The following is a 15,314-nucleotide window of genomic DNA, read 5'->3' on the forward strand; positions in this document are numbered from 1 at the left end:
GGCCTTGATCAAGCCGCGCTCGCGCCGGGGCGGAGGCCGCCCGACCATATCGGATGTGGCACGCAAGGCAGGCGTCGGCGCCATCACCGTTTCGCGCGCGTTGCGCGAACCGGAGCGCGTTTCCGAGGAACTGCGCCGCCAGATCCTGGCCGCCGTCGAAGAGCTTGGCTATGTGCCGGACCCGAACGCACGCGCGTTGGCCTCGGCGCGAGCGGAAGTGTTCGGTGTGCTGGTGCCTTCGCTGACCAACAACGTCTTCGCCGAGGTGGTGCGCGGCATCTATGACAGCCTGTCGGACAGCCCCTTCCGCATCCAGCTCGGCAACACGCATTATTCCGGACTGGAGGAAGAGCGGCTGCTGCAGCTGTTCGGCTCCCAGCGGCCGGCAGCGCTGATCGTTGCCGGCATCGACCAGACGCCCACCTCGCGAAAACTGTTGGAGAATGCCGGTTGCCCGGTGGTTCAGGTGATGGAGACCGGACCCGATCCCGTGGACATGATGGTCGGCTTCTCGCATCTCGACGGCGGCAGGACGGCGACCGAGCACCTGATCGAGGCGGGGTATCGCCGGATCGGTTTCATCGGTGCACGCATGGATCCGCGCTCGCAGCGGCGCCTCGCCGGTTACCGCGCGGCGATGGAGAGGGCCGGGCTGTTCGACCCGCGCCTGGTCACCACCACGCCGGTGCTTTCCAGCGTGCCGCTTGGCCGCGAATTGTTCCGCGACGCCCTTGCCAAGATGCCGACGCTCGACGGCGTGTTCTGCAACAATGACGACATAGCGCTCGGTGTGCTGTTTGAATGCCATCGCGCCTCGATCGAGGTGCCGAAGACCATCGGGATTGTCGGCTTCAACGATCTCGACATGATGGAGGTGGCTTTTCCCTCGATCACCAGCATCCGCACCCATCGCTACGAAATCGGCAGGCGCGCGGTGGCCATGGCGCTGGCGGCGATCGCCGGTGATCGGCCGCAGGAGCGTGTCGTCGACCTCGGCTTCGAACTCAAGCGGCGCGAGAGCACGGCACGTTGAAGCATTTTAGATCCCGCTGAAATCAGCCTTTACAGGCATTCTTGGTAGCGCTACCATTCGAACCGGCATGAAGTCTAATCGCTGTTTATTATACATAAGCGACAGAATTTTCCTTGTTTATTATTGATAATATGATACTTTCGTTGCAGCTTAAGGAAGCAACGAGGAGGGAGAGGTCGGTGCTGGCCACCTGACGTGCGCGGCCGGCCAGGGCGGGAGGTGCTGGGGCGAACACGTCATTCTACTGCAGCTAAACAAACAAGTCAGAACTGCAACTGGGAGGAATATCGATGATCAAGTCACTCGTTGGTGGCATCGTTGCCGCCACTGCATTCGTCATGTTGAGCTCAGCGGCGATGGCCGCAGGCCCGGAAATCGTCAAGGGACCGGCAGCCGAGCCGGACTGCTTTGCCCCATGGGCAGCCGATACGCAATTCTTCAAGTTCCCCAAGAAGGCCGGACCATACCGAGTTGCGCTGGCCAACGGCTATATCGCCAACACCTGGCGTATCCAGATGGTGCAGACCGCGAAGGCGTATGCGGCACAGCCGGATGTCGCCAAAAAGCTGAAGGAATTCAAGGTCGTGTCGACGGGCGAGGACGTCCCGGCGCAGATCTCCGCGATCAACAATTTCATCGATTCCGGCTTTGACGCGATCGTCGTCAACGCGCAGAACCCAACCGCATTCGGACCGGTCATCAAGCGTGCGAAGGAGGCCGGTGTCGTGCTGGTCGCCTTCGACAACATCCTCGACACCAAGGATGCGATCAACGTCAATGTCGATCAGAAGGGCCTTGGAGCATTGTGGGGCAAGTGGTTGGTCTCACATGTCCCGAACGGCGGAAAGGTGCTCGAAGTGCGCGGCGTCGCCGGCACTTCCGTCGACACGGACCGTCATGCCGGCATCCACGAGGTCCTCGACGGCTCCGGCAAGAAATGGGAAGTCACCGAGGTGGTCGGCAAATGGGACGACGGCGTTGCCCAGAAAGCCACGGCGGACGCGATTGCCACAAACGGACCGTTCGACGGCATCACCGGGCAAGGCGGCGACACCGGCATCGTGCAGGCGATGATGGATGCCAAGCATCCATTCGTTCCGTTCGGCGGCGAGACGGAGAACGGTTTTCGCAAGTTCTGTGCCGCGCATGCCGGCGACGGCTTGAAGTGCTCTTCGGCTGGCACCGGCCCCGCCCAGGTGGCGGTGGCAATCAAGACGGCAATCGCGGCCCTCGAAGGCAATGTCGTGCCGCAATCGGTGAAGCTGCCGCTGGCTATTGTGGAGGATCCGAACTTCAAGGCTGGCCAGGATTTCTTCCCCGACCAGTCCGACAATTTCTTCGTCGGCAACTCCTTCCCAACCTGCGGCATCAATTTCAGCGCCCAGGAAATCATGGGGCAGACCAAGGAAAACCAGTAGGCTCACTGCTATCGCCGGCGCCGCGGGTCAACCCGCGGCGCCAGCCCTGAAATCCCATGATTGCCCCTGGGAGGGTTGATGGACGGTGCGGCTCCACTCTTTCGCATGGAAGGCATTTCCAAGCGCTATGGCGGCGTGCGGGCGCTGGAAAAGGCCGAGCTGACGGTCGAGACCGGCAGCATCCATGCCATCCTCGGTGAAAACGGGGCTGGCAAGTCGACGCTGATCAAGGTCATGGCGGGTGTCGTGGCGCCTGATGAAGGCCGCATGATGCTGGATGGGCGCGAAGTGACCTTCGCTTCGCCCGGTGCGGCGAACAAGGCCGGCATCGTTTGCATCTTCCAGGAATTGTCGCTGATCCCCGAACTCAGCGTTGCCGACAACATCGTCATTTCGGATCCACCCAAACGCTTCGGCATGATCGACCGCAAGGCACAGCGCCGCATCGCCGAGGACGCGCTGGCGCGGGCGGGCGCCGCCGATATCCATCCGCTGGCGCTGGTCAAGGACCTGCCGCTGTCGCGGCGGCAGATGGTGGAGATCGCCAAGGCCCTGGCGCGCAAGCCACGTATCCTCATCCTCGACGAGGCGACATCGGCGCTGACGGCTGCGGACGTCTCGAAGATTTTCGCTGTGCTGAAGCGGCTGCGCTCGGAAGGGCTGGCGCTGCTCTACATCTCGCACCGCATGAACGAAATCGCCGAACTCGCCGATCACTGCACGGTGTTCCGCAATGGACGCAACGTCGCCAGCTACAAGGCCGGCTCGAAGAGCGACAACGAGGTGGTCGAACTGATGATCGGCCGCGAGTACAGCCATATTTTTCCGCCCAAGCCGCCGGCGGCACCGGCCAACGCCGCCCCCAGGCTCGAGGCGCGCAAATTGTCCTGGGCCGACCGGTTGGACAACATCTCGCTGACCGTCAGGGCAGGAGAGGTCGTCGGCCTCGGGGGGCTCGACGGCCAGGGCCAGCGCGAACTGCTGCTTGCTTTCTTCGGTGTGCTGCGTGGCCTCTCCGGCGAGGTGCTGATCGACGGCAAGCCGGTGACGATCACCAGCCCGGCGGCGGCCCGCGAGGATGGCATCGGCATGGCGCTCATCCCGGAAGACCGCAAGACCGAAGGCCTGATGCTGCCGATGACGGTGCGCGAGAACCTGTCCTTCGCCGCGCTCGACCGGCTGTCGAAAGGGGGCATCATCGACCGCGCCACCGAGCAGCGGCTGATCGACGACATGGTCGGCCTGCTGGCGATCAAGACGGCCGGTCTCGACATCCCGGTCGGCGCGCTGTCGGGCGGCAACCAGCAGAAGGTGGTCATCGCCAAATGGCTGATGCGCCAGCCGCGCATCATCCTGCTCAACGATCCGACGCGCGGGATCGATGTCGGCACCAAGCAGGAAATCTATCAGCTGATGCGCAAGCTGGCGGACGCGGGCGCGGCGATCCTGTTCTATTCGACCGATTATGACGAGTTGATCGGCTGCTGCGACCGCGTGCTGGTGCTCTATGACGGGGCGGTCAAGCGCGAACTGGTCGGCGCCGAGATCACCGAACGGGCGCTGATATCGAGCGCGCTCAACATCCATGGCGAGGAGAGCCCGGTGGGCCTGGGAGCGGAAGCGTGAAAGATTGGCGCTACTGGCTGGCCGAGCAGCGCGGAACGCTGCTGGCGCTCGGCATCTTCATCGTCATGTTCGTCATCTACACCTCCAACCATCCGGCGGGCTTCACCGCCAATGTCGTGCAGACGGCCGCGAACAAGGGCGTGCTGCTTGCATTCGTCGCCATGGCGCAGACACTGGTCGTCATCACCTCCGGCATCGACCTGTCCGTCGGCATGATCTTCCTGCTCACCAACTGCCTGGCCTCCTGGCTGGTGGTGGGCACGCCGATGCAGACCACGCTCGGCGTCATCGCCGTGCTGGCGGCGGGCCTTCTGTGCGGCGCCATCAACGGCGCCATCGTCATCTATGGGCGGCTGCAGCCGATCGTCGCCACCATCGCCACCGGCGCGGTCTATTACGGGGTGGGCCTCCTGCTGCGGCCGTTCCCGGGCGGCTCGGTCAACGAAGACCTGGCCGATGCCATGACAGGACGTTTGTTCGATCTGGTGCCGGCAAGCCTGGTCGTGCTGCTGGCGGTCGTGCTGTTGATCTGGGTGCCGTTCAGCCGTTCGGTACTCGGCCGTGCCGCCTACGCGGCCGGCTCTTCGGAAACGGCTGCCTACATGTCTGGCGTGCCGATCCGGCGCGGCAAGTTTGCCGCCTACACACTGGCCGGCCTGCTGGCCGCGATCGGCGGGCTGTTCCTCACCTTCTTCACCTATACGGGGGAGGCAGCCTATGCCAGCGGCAACGCCTACACGCTGTTTTCGATCGCGGCCGTGGTGCTGGGTGGCGTCTCCTTGTTCGGTGGCAAGGGCAGTGCCATCGGCGCCATCTTCGGCGCGCTGGCCTTCCGCACGATCGGCGATCTTCTGTTCGTCTTCGACTTCGATCCGCTCTGGCAGCCGCTGTTCCAGGGCGTTATCCTGCTGGTCGCCGTCAGCCTCGGCGCCTTCGCCCTGTTTCGGGTCCGCAACCGGCTGGAGTGGTTCCTGTGAGCGAGACGACTTTGGGCGGCATTGCCGGCCGCATGCCGAAATTCATCCGCCGCGCCGATCCGGCGGTGCTGACGGCCTTTGCCTGCATCGTGGTGCTGCTGTTGGTGGGCAGCCTCTATTCGCGCAGCTTCCTGTCGCCTGAATATCTCTTGCAGCAGCTCAAGGTGGCTTCGTTCCTTGGCGTCATTGCCACCGGCATGATGCTGGTCATCCTGCTCGGCCAGATCGACCTGTCGGTGCCGTGGTCGGTGGCGGCGGGCGCGATGATGGCCTGCGCGGCGGCGGCCTATGGTCCGGCCGGCGTGGCGCTGGCGATCCCGTTCGGCATCTTCTGTGGCGTGCTGATCGGCGTCGTCAACGGCATTGGCGTCGCCTATCTGCGCATCCCCTCGATGATCATCACGCTGGCCACCAACGCCGTCGCGCAAGGGCTGATGGTGGTCTACACCGGGGGATTCTCGCCGCAGGATTCGGCCACTGGCGCCATGCGCTACCTGGCCACCGGCTTCACCATTCCGGGCGTCCCCAACGCGGTCATCATCTGGGCGCTGATCGGGGCCGCGATGGTGTTCGTGCTGACCCGCAGCGGTTTTGGCCGCGCGGTCTATGGCATCGGCAACCGCGAGCGCGCCGCCTATCTCTCCGGCATCGACACAAGACGCGTGGTGATGATCGCCTTTGCCGTCTCCGGCGGGCTCTCCGCCTTTGGCGGCGTGCTGCTGGCGGGTTACGCCTCCAAGGCGGCGCAATCTATGGGGGATGCCTATCTGCTGCCGTCGATCGCGGCCGTCGTGCTCGGTGGCACCTCGATCCTGGGTGGGCGCGGCTCCTATCTCGGCACGGTCGCGGGCGTGATCCTGATCACGCTGCTGCAATCCATCCTGTCGGTCATGCAGATGCCCGAGGCGGGACGGCAGATCATCTATGGCGTCGTCATCGTCGCCATGCTCCTTCTCTACGGCCGCGCGCCGGCGAGCCGCTGACGGTGGACGAAAAGGCAGCGCAGGCGCCGACGGGCGCTTCCGGTTTGGCACCTCCGGCTATCGTGGTGATGGGCGTCGCCGGCTGTGGCAAGTCAGCCTTCGGTCTCGCGCTGGCCGCCGCGCTGGGTGCCGTCTTCATCGAGGGCGACAGGCTGCATCCGCCCGAAAACGTCGCCCGCATGGCGCGGGGCGAGCCGCTCACCGATCAACTGCGCGAGGGCTGGCTCGACGCGATCGGCGAGCAGATCGCGGCGTCGATAGGCAACGGCCAAGGTGTGGTCGCCGCCTGCTCGGCGCTGAAGCGCGGCTATCGCGAGCGGCTGCGCGGCTTTTGCCCCGATATCGTCTTCCTCTATCTGGAGATCGATCCGGCCACCGCGCGGCGGCGCGTCGGCAATCGCAAGGGCCATTTCATGCCGGCAAGCCTGGTCGACAGCCAGTTCGCCATCCTGGAGCCGCCGGGCCAAGACGAGCGGGCATTGACGCTCGACGCGACGCAGCCGGTCGACGAACTCGTCACCCAGGCATTGCGCTCGATGCGCCGCTCATGAGCCTTCTTCTCCGCTGATGCCGATGCCGTCCTGAGCTTCGGTCAACCGCTCATGGCGCGACCAGGACATCATCTGCTCGGGGCACTGCTTCAGCGCCTCCAGCAAGCGGTCGCGTTTCAGCAGGATGTAGTGTGCTTGCAGGGCCATGTTCTTGGCTCCGTCCCTGGTTGTGTTCACTGCCGTGACCGCCGGTGCTGGCGGCACCAGTTCGGGGCTCAAGACGGCCCGGTATTGCCGGAAGGGCACGTCCTCGAAAGTCGACATGGCAAACAGGGCCGTCTTGCCTCGGGCGGCGAAATTCGCCGGTGCCGAGGCAAGGTGGGTCCAGCCGCTTTCGCCCAGTGCGGTTTCGGTGAAGGTCGAGCCGGCGTGGATGGTGTTGGTCATCAGCACGACGCCGTTCTGCTTCAGCATCTTCTGAATGCGGATGGTGACCTGATAGGCGTCGTCACGGTCGAAGACGATTCGGCTTTTCAGGAACCGGTTCTCGACATGAATCATTGGCGGGTTGAGGAAGCGCTGGCCGAACACCGTCTCGGACACGCCATGCGTGTTGACGCTGACCTGATGCGCTTCGATGCCGGCCTCGTGTATGGCGCGCTTGCCGATCATCGTCTGGGCGGTGAACTGATCGCACCAGAGGATCGCGCCGTGGCCGCGTTGCAAGGCTGCCTGCAAGCCTTCGAGGCCCTCCAGCCGGATCGTCGGCGTCCAACGGCCGGCGACCAGATGCGCGGCAAGTTGCATGCGGCGGCGATGGCGCGCCGTGAGCATTGCCTCGAACAGCTTGCGCGCATCGATGCCGTCGCCGAGCACCGCGCGCGTTGCGGCGGCATAGGCGCGGAAGTCCTTGCGCATATGGCGCTTCAAGCGAAACCTCGACGCCCAATCGCAGATCGGCGACCACCAGCGCACCGGCAGCGCTGCCGCGACCGCGAGGTAGAAGAGGGTAATCAGGCTTTCGCGAAGATCCCTGGTGGAGAAGCGGCGGAGCCTGCCGGGATTGGCCAGCTTGCGGCTGAAGAAGCGCACGTCCTCGGCATATTCGGGAACAAAGACGTCGGCGATGATTTCGGTGCGAAAGCTGGCTGCCGATGGCTGCTTGCGGGCGGCTTTTCGGGATTTCGTAAACCTCGACAGCCTCATCCACCCGGCTCTAGATTTGTGAAGTCAACTCGACCGGGAAATCGTCATTATCGGCATCGCGCATGGCGGCGAGGCTACGGTTGTCCAGCACCTCGGCGATCGCCTGGCGCACTTCCAGCATCATGTGCCGGACCTGGCAGGTCGCTTCGTCGCAATCCTCGCAGCGCTGATACTGCGTGCGGCTGGCGCAAGGTATCGGCGCCAGCGGCCCGTCGAGCACGCGCACGACATGGCCGATCTTGATCTCGGAAGCCGGGCGGGCGAGGCGATAGCCGCCTTCCTTGCCCTTGCGGCTCTGGACGAAGCCGGCGTTGCGCAATTCGCCCAGTATGGCATCGAGGAATTTCTTCGGGATGTTGTTGGCGACGGCGATGTCGTTGACGAAGGCCAGTTGGCCAACCGGAAGATTGGAAAGATGCACGAGGGCCTTGAGGCCGTATTTGCCTTTTTTCGTCAGCATGCCCTGATAACCCGTTGAAGCCCCAACCACCCCGCATCTGGCGGCTGTTTGTGTGCAAATGATGACGGCATTGCTTCCTCACGCCGCCGTTTCGCGAAAACAAAGCCATTGGAACGCATGTTAGGCACAAACGCGTTGATTCTTTGTAACGTTTTGCACGGAGGGCGCCGGATTTGCCTTATCGCCTGCATAAACAAGAAAAGCCGGCCCACGGCCGGCTTTTCTGATCGTTCTAACGGTCCGCGGAGATTTTAGCGGCTGCCATAGGCCTGGTCGAGCAGGCCGCCGGCGGCGAAATGCTCCTTTTGGACCTTGTCCCAACCGCCGAAGACGTCTTCCACCGTCAGCAGGCGCACATCCGGAAAATCGGCCTTGTATTTGGCCGCGACAGCCGCGTCGCGTGCGCGCAAGCCGTTGTCGGCGGCGATGCCCTGGCCCTCGGGCGTATAGAGAAAGTCGAGATAGCTCTTGGCCAGATCGCGCGTGCCGTGCTCGTCGGCGACCTTGTCGACGATCGCTACCGGGAACTCCGCCAGAAGGCTGACCGAAGGCGTGACCTGCTCGAATTTGTCGTCGCCATATTCCTTGCGGATGCCGCGCGTCTCGGATTCGAAGGTGATCAGCACGTCGCCGATCTCGCGCTGCACGAAGGTGGTGGTGGCGGCGCGCCCGCCTGTGTCGAAGATCGGCACGTTGTTGAACAGCTTGGTGATGAACTCCTTCACCTTGGCGTCGTCGCCCTTGAAGGCTTCCTTGGCGTAGGCGGTGGCCGCGAGATAGGTGTAGCGCGCATTGCCCGACGTTTTCGGGTTGGGGAAGATCACCTGCACGTCGTCGCGCACGAGATCGTTCCAGTCCTTGATGTGCTTGGGGTTGCCGGCACGGACGAGAAACGACGGCAGCGAATAGAAGGGCGAGGCATTGTCGGGAAAGTCCTTCTGCCAGTCGGCGGAGACAAGGCCCTTCTTGACCAGGAAGTCGACGTCGGTAACCTGGTTGAAGGTGACGACATCGGCGCCGAGGCCCTCGGCGATGGCGCGCGCCTGCGCCGAAGTGCCGGCATGCGACTGGTCGACGGTGACGCCCGGATGCTCTGATATGAAGGCCTTGTTGACCTGCACGAACAGTTCGCGGCCGACGTCATAGGAGGCGTTCAGCAGCTTGTCGGCCGACCAGGCTTGGGAGGATGCGAGGAGGAGACCGGCGGCGGCAACGCCGAGGAAAAATCGCTTCATGAAAAGGCTCCGGATGTAATGCTCTATTGCCAGACCATAGCCGGGGCGCGAAGGAGCGGCGAGGCATGGATTCAGGACTAGACCAGTGTTGCTAGAAAACTGTTTCCCAAACAGACATATCGTAGTTTTTTCTTTCACCTTTTGAGGTCGGTCCTCTTCAGCCTGTTTCTGATAAAAGCCACAAATAGATACACATTGTGTATGCGCGATGTTATGGTGGCGGAAAGGAGTCTTCCATGACGAAAGCCGCGCCCGAAACCCACGCCAAGCCTGTCAATCTGCGCATCCGAGAGGATATGCGCATACTGATCGACCGCGCCGCGAAAATACGTGGGAAAACCCGCTCCGACTTCATGATCGACGCCGCCTATCGTGCGGCCGAGGACACGCTACTCGACCAGACCCTGATCAAGGTGGATCCGGAGAGTTACCGGCATTATCTCGACATCCTCGATAAACCGCCGAGCGGGGAAGGTTTTGGGCGCCTCATGAACGTGCCCAAGCCATGGCGGGACTGATGCTATCGGCGCCCACGCCCCTGGCAGAAAACCACGATCTCGGCCTTTTCCAAAACGGAACAGAAAGTCTCGACCAATGGCTTCGCCGCAGGGCACGGGCCAACCAGGTCAGTGGCGCATCGCGTACTTATGTGGTGGCGGAAGGCACACGCGTTGTCGGCTACTACTGCTTGTCTTCGGGCGGGCTTGATCTGGCGGAAGCGCCCGGCATTGTTCGCCGCAACATGCCAGATCCCATTCCGATGGTCGTGCTCGGGCGTCTCGCGGTGGATGGAAGCTGGCAACGGAAGGGGCTGGGCGCGGCGCTTCTGCAAGATGCCGTCCTGCGCGCCGGTCAAGCCGCGACGATCCTCGGTATTCGCGGAATTTTTGTTCATGCCATATCGGATGAAGCGAAAGCCTTTTACGAGCACTACGGCTTTGCGGCCTCCCCGAAAAACCCGATGACCCTGGTGTTGTCGTTGAAGGCCAGGTGAAAGACCGCCACCGACCGGGACATCCCTGGGGCGGATTCACCGTGGTCCGATCGCTATGCAGCCGGGAACAGCTTCCAGCGCCCCGGGCGGAACGCCACGCGGCTCTTCTGCGCTGCCGGATGGTCGACCGGCAGCTCAATCTCGACCCGCTGGCGTTCGCCGCCGATTTCAAGTTCGACGCGCCTTGTGCCGGCGACGCGGCGGCTGGCCGCCACGGTGCCGGCGATGCAGCCGCTGCAGCCGTCCAGCAGTTCGACATCATGCGGACGGAAGTAAAGCATCGCATCGCCCTCGGACGCGTGCGGCGCCGACAATCCGATTGGACGGTCGGCCAGCCAGATCTCGCCATTCTCGACCTTGACCGGAAGGGAACTCGATTCGCCGATGAAGCCGTAGACAAAGGGCGAATTCGGCGTGTCGTAGATGTCGTCGGCGGTGCCGACCTGCTCGATACGGCCCTGGCTCATCACCACGACACGGTCGGCCAGTTCCAGCGCCTCTTCTTGATCGTGGGTGACGAAGACGGTGGTGTGGCCGGTGGCGTCATGGATTTCCCGCAGCCAGCGGCGCAGTTCCCGGCGCACCTGCGCGTCGAGCGCGCCGAACGGCTCGTCGAGCAGCAGCACCTTGGGTTCGATGGCCATGGCGCGGGCGAGCGCCACGCGCTGGCGCTGGCCGCCCGAAAGCTGCGCGGGATAGCGCTTCTCCAGCCCTGAAAGCTGGACGAGATCGAGAAGCTCGGAAGCACGGCGGCGGATCTCCGCTGCTGGCGGCCGCGACGGTCCGTGCCGCACCTTGAGGCCGAAGCCGATATTGTCAGCCACCGTCATATGACGGAACAGCGCGTAGTGCTGGAAGACGAAGCCGACATTGCGCTCCTGGATCGATTTCTGCGAAGCGTCCTCGTCACCAAAGAAGATTTTCCCGCGTGTCGGCCGCTCCAGCCCGGCGATCAGTCTGAGCAAGGTCGTCTTGCCGGAGCCGGATGGTCCCAGCAACGCAATCAATTCGCCCGACTTGATGTCGAGCGACACGTCGTGAAGCGCCGGAAACCGCTCGAATTCCTTGCGCACGTTGGCAACGCGAACTTCCATACAATGAACCTTCTAATGTCCGCGCGTCGCGGCGAGTTCGGCGCCGTATCGCATCTCGAGCAGTGTTTTCAAGACCAGCGTGACGAGCGCCAGCCCGGCAAGCAGCGAGGCGACGGCGAAAGCGCCGACGGCGTTGTACTCGTTGTAGAGGATTTCGACATGCAGCGGCATGGTGTTGGTCAGGCCGCGTATGTGGCCCGACACCACCGAAACCGCGCCGAACTCGCCCATGGCGCGCGCATTGCACAAAAGCACGCCGTAGAGCAGGCCCCATTTGACGTTGGGCAAGGTCACAAACCAGAAGGTCTGCCAGCCATTGGCGCCGAGCGAAAGGGCGGCCTCCTCGTCGCCATTGCCCTGTTCCTGCATCAGCGGGATCAATTCGCGGGCGACGAAGGGGAAGGTGACGAAGACGGTGGCCAGCACAATGCCCGGGACGGCAAACAAGATCTGGATGCCATGTGCCTTCAGCCACCCGCCGAGCAACCCCTGGGCGCCGAACAGAAGCACGTAGACCAGACCCGAAATGACGGGCGAGACCGAGAAGGGCAGGTCGATCAGCGTGGTGAGAAACGCCTTGCCCTTGAATTCGAACTTGGCGATCGCCCAGGCGGCGGAGATGCCGAAGACGACATTGAGAGGCACCGAGATCGCCGCGACGAGCAGTGTCAGGTGGATGGCCGAGCGTGCGTCCGGTTCGCCCAGTGCTTGCGTATAGGCACCGACGCCTTTCGCCAGCGCCTCGTGGAAGACGATGATCAGCGGCAAAAGCAGGAAGATGCCGAGGAAAGCGAAAGCGATGGCCATCAGCACGGCCTGCGCCGGGCGGCTTTCGGTCACCGCCGCCGAGCGGCTCTCGTGATACGGTTCGTAGGATTTGATCTCGGGATCAGCCATAGCGCTTGCGGCTCCATGTCTGCACCAGATTGACGACCAGCAGCATGACGAACGACAGCGCCAGCATGATTGCCGCGATCGCGGTCGCCGCTGGGTAATTGTATTCCTCCAGCCGGATGACGATCAGAAGCGGTGCGATCTCGGATTTGTAGGGCAGGTTGCCGGCGATGAAGATGACCGAGCCGTATTCGCCGACGCCGCGCGCGAAGGCGAGCGAGAAGCCGGTGATGATGGCCGGCGCCAGGCCCGGAAAGAGCACGCGGGTGACGATCTGGAAGCGGCTGGCGCCAAGCGTGGCGGCTGCTTCCTCCACCTCCTTGTCGATTTCCTCCATGATCGGCTGCACGGTGCGCACGACAAAGGGCAAGCCGATGAAGACCAGCGCGATGACGATGCCGAGCGGCGTGTAGGCGACCTTGATGCCGAGCGGCATCAGCAATTTGCCGATCCAGCCGTTCGGCGCGTAGAGCGTGGTCAGCGCGATGCCGGCCACCGCCGTCGGCAGCGCGAATGGCAGGTCGACCATGGCATCGACGATGCGGCGGCCGGGAAAGCGGTAACGCACCAGCACCCAGGCGACGAGCGTGCCGAAAACGACATTGACGACAGCCGCGATGAAGGCGGTGCCGAAGCTGATTTCAAGTGCGTTGAGGGTGCGGCGATCGGTGGCGATGGCCCAGAAATCGATCCAGCCGAGAGCGGCCGAACGCCAGATCAGCCCGGATAGCGGTATGAGGATGATGAGGGTGAGGTAGGCAAGCGAGAAGCCGAGCGTCAATCCGAAACCCGGAATGACGCTCGGCTGTCTGAACCGCCACCCCGCCTGCGCGGGTGCTGTGGTCATATCGTCCTGATCTAGGTTTTAGCTCACTGGGCCGGTTTGTAGATCTGGTCGAATATACCACCGTCGCCGAAATGATAAGGCTGTGCCTTCTTCCAACCACCGAAAAGCGGGTCGTCGATGGTGATCAGCTTGATAGGCGGCAGCTTGGCGAGATCCTCGGGCGGAACCAGTTCGGGCTTGGACGGCCGGTAATGGTTCTTGGCGATGATGGTCTGGCCTTCCTTGGAATAGAGGTAGCTCAGATAGGCCTCGGCCACCTTGCGCGTGCCCTTGGCGTCGACATTGGCATCGACCACGGCCACCGGCGGCTCGGCCAGGATCGAGGTCGGCGGATAGACGATGTCGAAATTGTCGGCGCCAAACTCGTCGAGCGCCAGATAGGCATCGTTTTCCCAGGCGATCAGCACGTCGCCAAGGCCTTTTTGCGCGAAGGTCACTGTCGAGCCGCGCGCACCGGTGTCGAGCACGGGAGCATTGGCATAGAGCTTGCCGACGAATTCCTTGGTCTTGGCTTCGTCGCCGCCATCATTGGCGTTGGCATAGGCCCAGGCCGCGAGATAGTTCCAACGCGCGCCGCCCGACGTCTTGGGGTTGGGCGTGATCACCTGGACGCCGTCCTTGACGAGGTCGTTCCAGTCGTGGATGCCCTTGGAATTGCCCTTGCGGACAAGGAAGATGATGGTCGAGGTGTAAGGCGCTGAATTGTTTTCGAATTTCTTGCGCCAATCGGGATTGATCTTTTTCGATTTGGAGACGATGGCATTGATGTCGCCTTCGAGAGCCAGCGTCACCACATCGGCGTCGAGGCCGTCGATCACGGCGCGGGCCTGGGCGCCCGATCCGCCATGTGACTGCTGGATCGTCACCGTCTCGCCGGTTTCTGTCTTCCAATGCGCGGCGAAGGCCTCGTCATAAGCCTTGTAGAGCTCGCGCGTCGGATCGTAGGACACGTTGAGAATGGTGGTGTCGGCAAACGCGAAACCGAGCGTGCCGAACTGGACAGATGTGGCGACCAGTGCGCCGAGCAGTTTCCTGAAATGAGGTTTGATCATTTCTGCCTCCGTTGAACCCGCGCCAAATCTACCGAAATTATAGAAATTAGATGCATTGAATGTTGCCTTTTTTGCCTCCCTGGAGAAAATCTCCGGCGTTCTGCCGCGGCTATGAGAAATATTTTCCTCGCGGTTGCTCCGCGCCGGAGTCGGTCCGCCCTGTGGCCTATCTAGGGACGCGCGGTTGCCGGGCAAGTCTGCTCTGGGCGGGTTACTCGGCGGTCACCGGGAAATCGAAGCGCTGCTTTTGAAATGGCTCTTGGTCGAGCGTAAAATGCCACCATTCTCGCGCGTAGTTCCTGAAACCTCCCGCACGCATGGCATCGACAAGGAGCTTGCGGTTTGCCGCCGCTTCGGCGCCGAGCGGGCGATGCGCGGTCTCACTCGTCCGGTCGAAGCAGTCGAAGCCGGTGCCGAAATCGAGGGTGTTGGCATCGACCGCGCCGCAGGCCGGTTTCGGCACGGACATACTGTCGGCCGGTGCGATGGCGATATCGACGGTCGAGCCGCGCGAATGTGCCGACTGGCGGGCGACATAGCCCTCGGCGATGAGGTCGCCGCGCTTGACCTGCGGATACCATTGCGGGTCAGGCGGCCCGCCCGCGGTCGTCCAATCGCCCATGTCGGCCACGGAGCGGGCAGGGCGATAGCAGTCGAACACGATCAGCGTCATGCCCCTGGCGACCATTGCCTTCTGGACCCCGGCAACGGCTAAGGCCGCCTGCCGGGCGAGGATGCAGACCGGCGCATCATAGCCGCTTACCTTGCGATGCAGAAAATTGTCGGCGCCGGAATAGCGGATGTCCTGGCGGATCGAGGCATCGATGGCGGCCAATCGGACGAAGCCGGTGGGCAGGGGATCGGCCGAGGCGGAAAGAGTGACTGCGAAGAAAGCCGCTAAAATGGCGGCTATACTGCGTAAGGTATGGCGTGGCACGCCCCCCTCTGCCCTGCCGGGCATCTCCCCCTCGAGGGGGGAGATTGGCAGCTTTTGCGTCGCGCGC

At 63.1% G+C, this 15,314-nt stretch carries 16 protein-coding genes; 8 read left to right on the plus strand and 8 right to left on the minus strand.

Annotated elements, in window-relative coordinates; translation table 11 throughout:
* The first annotated feature begins 4 nt into the window (after positions 1-4).
* The 6 genes from EN850_RS15345 to EN850_RS15370 all read left to right on the plus strand — a co-directional run bounded on the left by EN850_RS15345 (position 5) and on the right by EN850_RS15370 (position 6,588).
* A complete protein-coding gene (locus tag EN850_RS15345) occupies positions 5-1,033 on the plus strand; it encodes a LacI family DNA-binding transcriptional regulator (protein WP_127873186.1) in 1,029 nt (342 codons plus the stop codon).
* Between the two features lie 290 nt (positions 1,034-1,323).
* Positions 1,324-2,451, plus strand: coding sequence for a sugar ABC transporter substrate-binding protein (locus EN850_RS15350; protein WP_136091676.1), 1,128 nt, complete (start codon positions 1,324-1,326; stop codon positions 2,449-2,451).
* 78 nt (positions 2,452-2,529) lie between these two features.
* Complete coding sequence (locus EN850_RS15355) at positions 2,530-4,077, plus strand: sugar ABC transporter ATP-binding protein (protein ID WP_136091677.1); 1,548 nt, start codon at positions 2,530-2,532, stop codon at positions 4,075-4,077.
* Entirely contained in the window at positions 4,074-5,054 is a 981-nt protein-coding gene (locus EN850_RS15360) for an ABC transporter permease (RefSeq protein WP_135931879.1), read from the plus strand. The genes EN850_RS15355 and EN850_RS15360 overlap by 4 nt, the downstream gene beginning before the upstream one ends.
* Positions 5,051-6,037 (plus strand): ABC transporter permease, encoded by a 987-nt coding sequence (locus tag EN850_RS15365; protein ID WP_127873182.1) that lies wholly within the window; start codon positions 5,051-5,053, stop codon positions 6,035-6,037. The genes EN850_RS15360 and EN850_RS15365 overlap by 4 nt, the downstream gene beginning before the upstream one ends.
* A 2-nt stretch (positions 6,038-6,039) precedes the next feature.
* Positions 6,040-6,588 carry a gluconokinase gene (locus EN850_RS15370; protein WP_127280762.1) on the plus strand — a complete coding sequence of 183 codons (549 nt, stop codon included), beginning with the start codon at positions 6,040-6,042 and terminating at the stop codon, positions 6,586-6,588.
* On the opposite strand, the gene EN850_RS15375 is transcribed toward EN850_RS15370, so the two are convergent.
* From EN850_RS15375 to EN850_RS15385, 3 genes are all read right to left on the minus strand, one after another.
* Positions 6,583-7,734 carry a hypothetical protein gene (locus EN850_RS15375; protein WP_136091678.1) on the minus strand — a complete coding sequence of 384 codons (1,152 nt, stop codon included), beginning with the start codon at positions 7,732-7,734 and terminating at the stop codon, positions 6,583-6,585. The two genes, EN850_RS15370 and EN850_RS15375, sit on opposite strands and share 6 nt — an antisense overlap.
* A 10-nt stretch (positions 7,735-7,744) precedes the next feature.
* Positions 7,745-8,194: an Rrf2 family transcriptional regulator gene (locus EN850_RS15380; RefSeq protein ID WP_023769580.1), complete on the minus strand. Its 450-nt coding sequence runs from the start codon at positions 8,192-8,194 to the stop codon at positions 7,745-7,747.
* Between the two features lie 251 nt (positions 8,195-8,445).
* Positions 8,446-9,429 carry a sulfate ABC transporter substrate-binding protein gene (locus tag EN850_RS15385; protein WP_127280601.1) on the minus strand — a complete coding sequence of 328 codons (984 nt, stop codon included), beginning with the start codon at positions 9,427-9,429 and terminating at the stop codon, positions 8,446-8,448.
* 236 nt (positions 9,430-9,665) lie between these two features.
* Here EN850_RS15385 and EN850_RS15390 point away from each other — a divergent pair, with 236 nt between their 5' ends.
* Together EN850_RS15390 and EN850_RS15395 are read left to right on the plus strand one after the other, a co-directional pair.
* Positions 9,666-9,947 carry a DUF1778 domain-containing protein gene (locus EN850_RS15390; protein ID WP_135916677.1) on the plus strand — a complete coding sequence of 94 codons (282 nt, stop codon included), beginning with the start codon at positions 9,666-9,668 and terminating at the stop codon, positions 9,945-9,947.
* Complete coding sequence (locus tag EN850_RS15395) at positions 9,947-10,423, plus strand: GNAT family N-acetyltransferase (protein ID WP_136091717.1); 477 nt, start codon at positions 9,947-9,949, stop codon at positions 10,421-10,423. The genes EN850_RS15390 and EN850_RS15395 overlap by 1 nt, the downstream gene beginning before the upstream one ends.
* A gap of 53 nt (positions 10,424-10,476) precedes the next feature.
* Here EN850_RS15395 and EN850_RS15400 read toward each other — a convergent pair whose 3' ends face one another.
* The 5 genes from EN850_RS15400 to EN850_RS15420 form a co-directional block, all read right to left on the minus strand.
* Positions 10,477-11,517 carry a sulfate/molybdate ABC transporter ATP-binding protein gene (locus EN850_RS15400; RefSeq protein ID WP_127280599.1) on the minus strand — a complete coding sequence of 347 codons (1,041 nt, stop codon included), beginning with the start codon at positions 11,515-11,517 and terminating at the stop codon, positions 10,477-10,479.
* A gap of 12 nt (positions 11,518-11,529) precedes the next feature.
* Complete coding sequence (cysW, locus tag EN850_RS15405; protein WP_127873179.1) at positions 11,530-12,414, minus strand: sulfate ABC transporter permease subunit CysW; 885 nt, start codon at positions 12,412-12,414, stop codon at positions 11,530-11,532.
* Positions 12,407-13,258, minus strand: a complete 852-nt coding sequence (cysT, locus tag EN850_RS15410; protein WP_135881967.1) for a sulfate ABC transporter permease subunit CysT — start codon at positions 13,256-13,258, stop codon at positions 12,407-12,409. Before cysT ends, cysW begins: the two co-directional genes overlap by 8 nt.
* Before the next feature lie 23 nt (positions 13,259-13,281).
* Positions 13,282-14,310 carry a sulfate ABC transporter substrate-binding protein gene (locus EN850_RS15415; protein ID WP_136091679.1) on the minus strand — a complete coding sequence of 343 codons (1,029 nt, stop codon included), beginning with the start codon at positions 14,308-14,310 and terminating at the stop codon, positions 13,282-13,284.
* Positions 14,311-14,521: 211 nt separating this feature from the next.
* Positions 14,522-15,271 (minus strand): M15 family metallopeptidase, encoded by a 750-nt coding sequence (locus EN850_RS15420; RefSeq protein ID WP_136091680.1) that lies wholly within the window; start codon positions 15,269-15,271, stop codon positions 14,522-14,524.
* Positions 15,272-15,314: the final 43 nt, after the last annotated feature.

Origin of the sequence: Mesorhizobium sp. M8A.F.Ca.ET.207.01.1.1 (assembly GCF_004794715.1) — a bacterium.
In the GTDB taxonomy this organism is placed as follows: Bacteria; Pseudomonadota; Alphaproteobacteria; order Rhizobiales; family Rhizobiaceae; genus Mesorhizobium.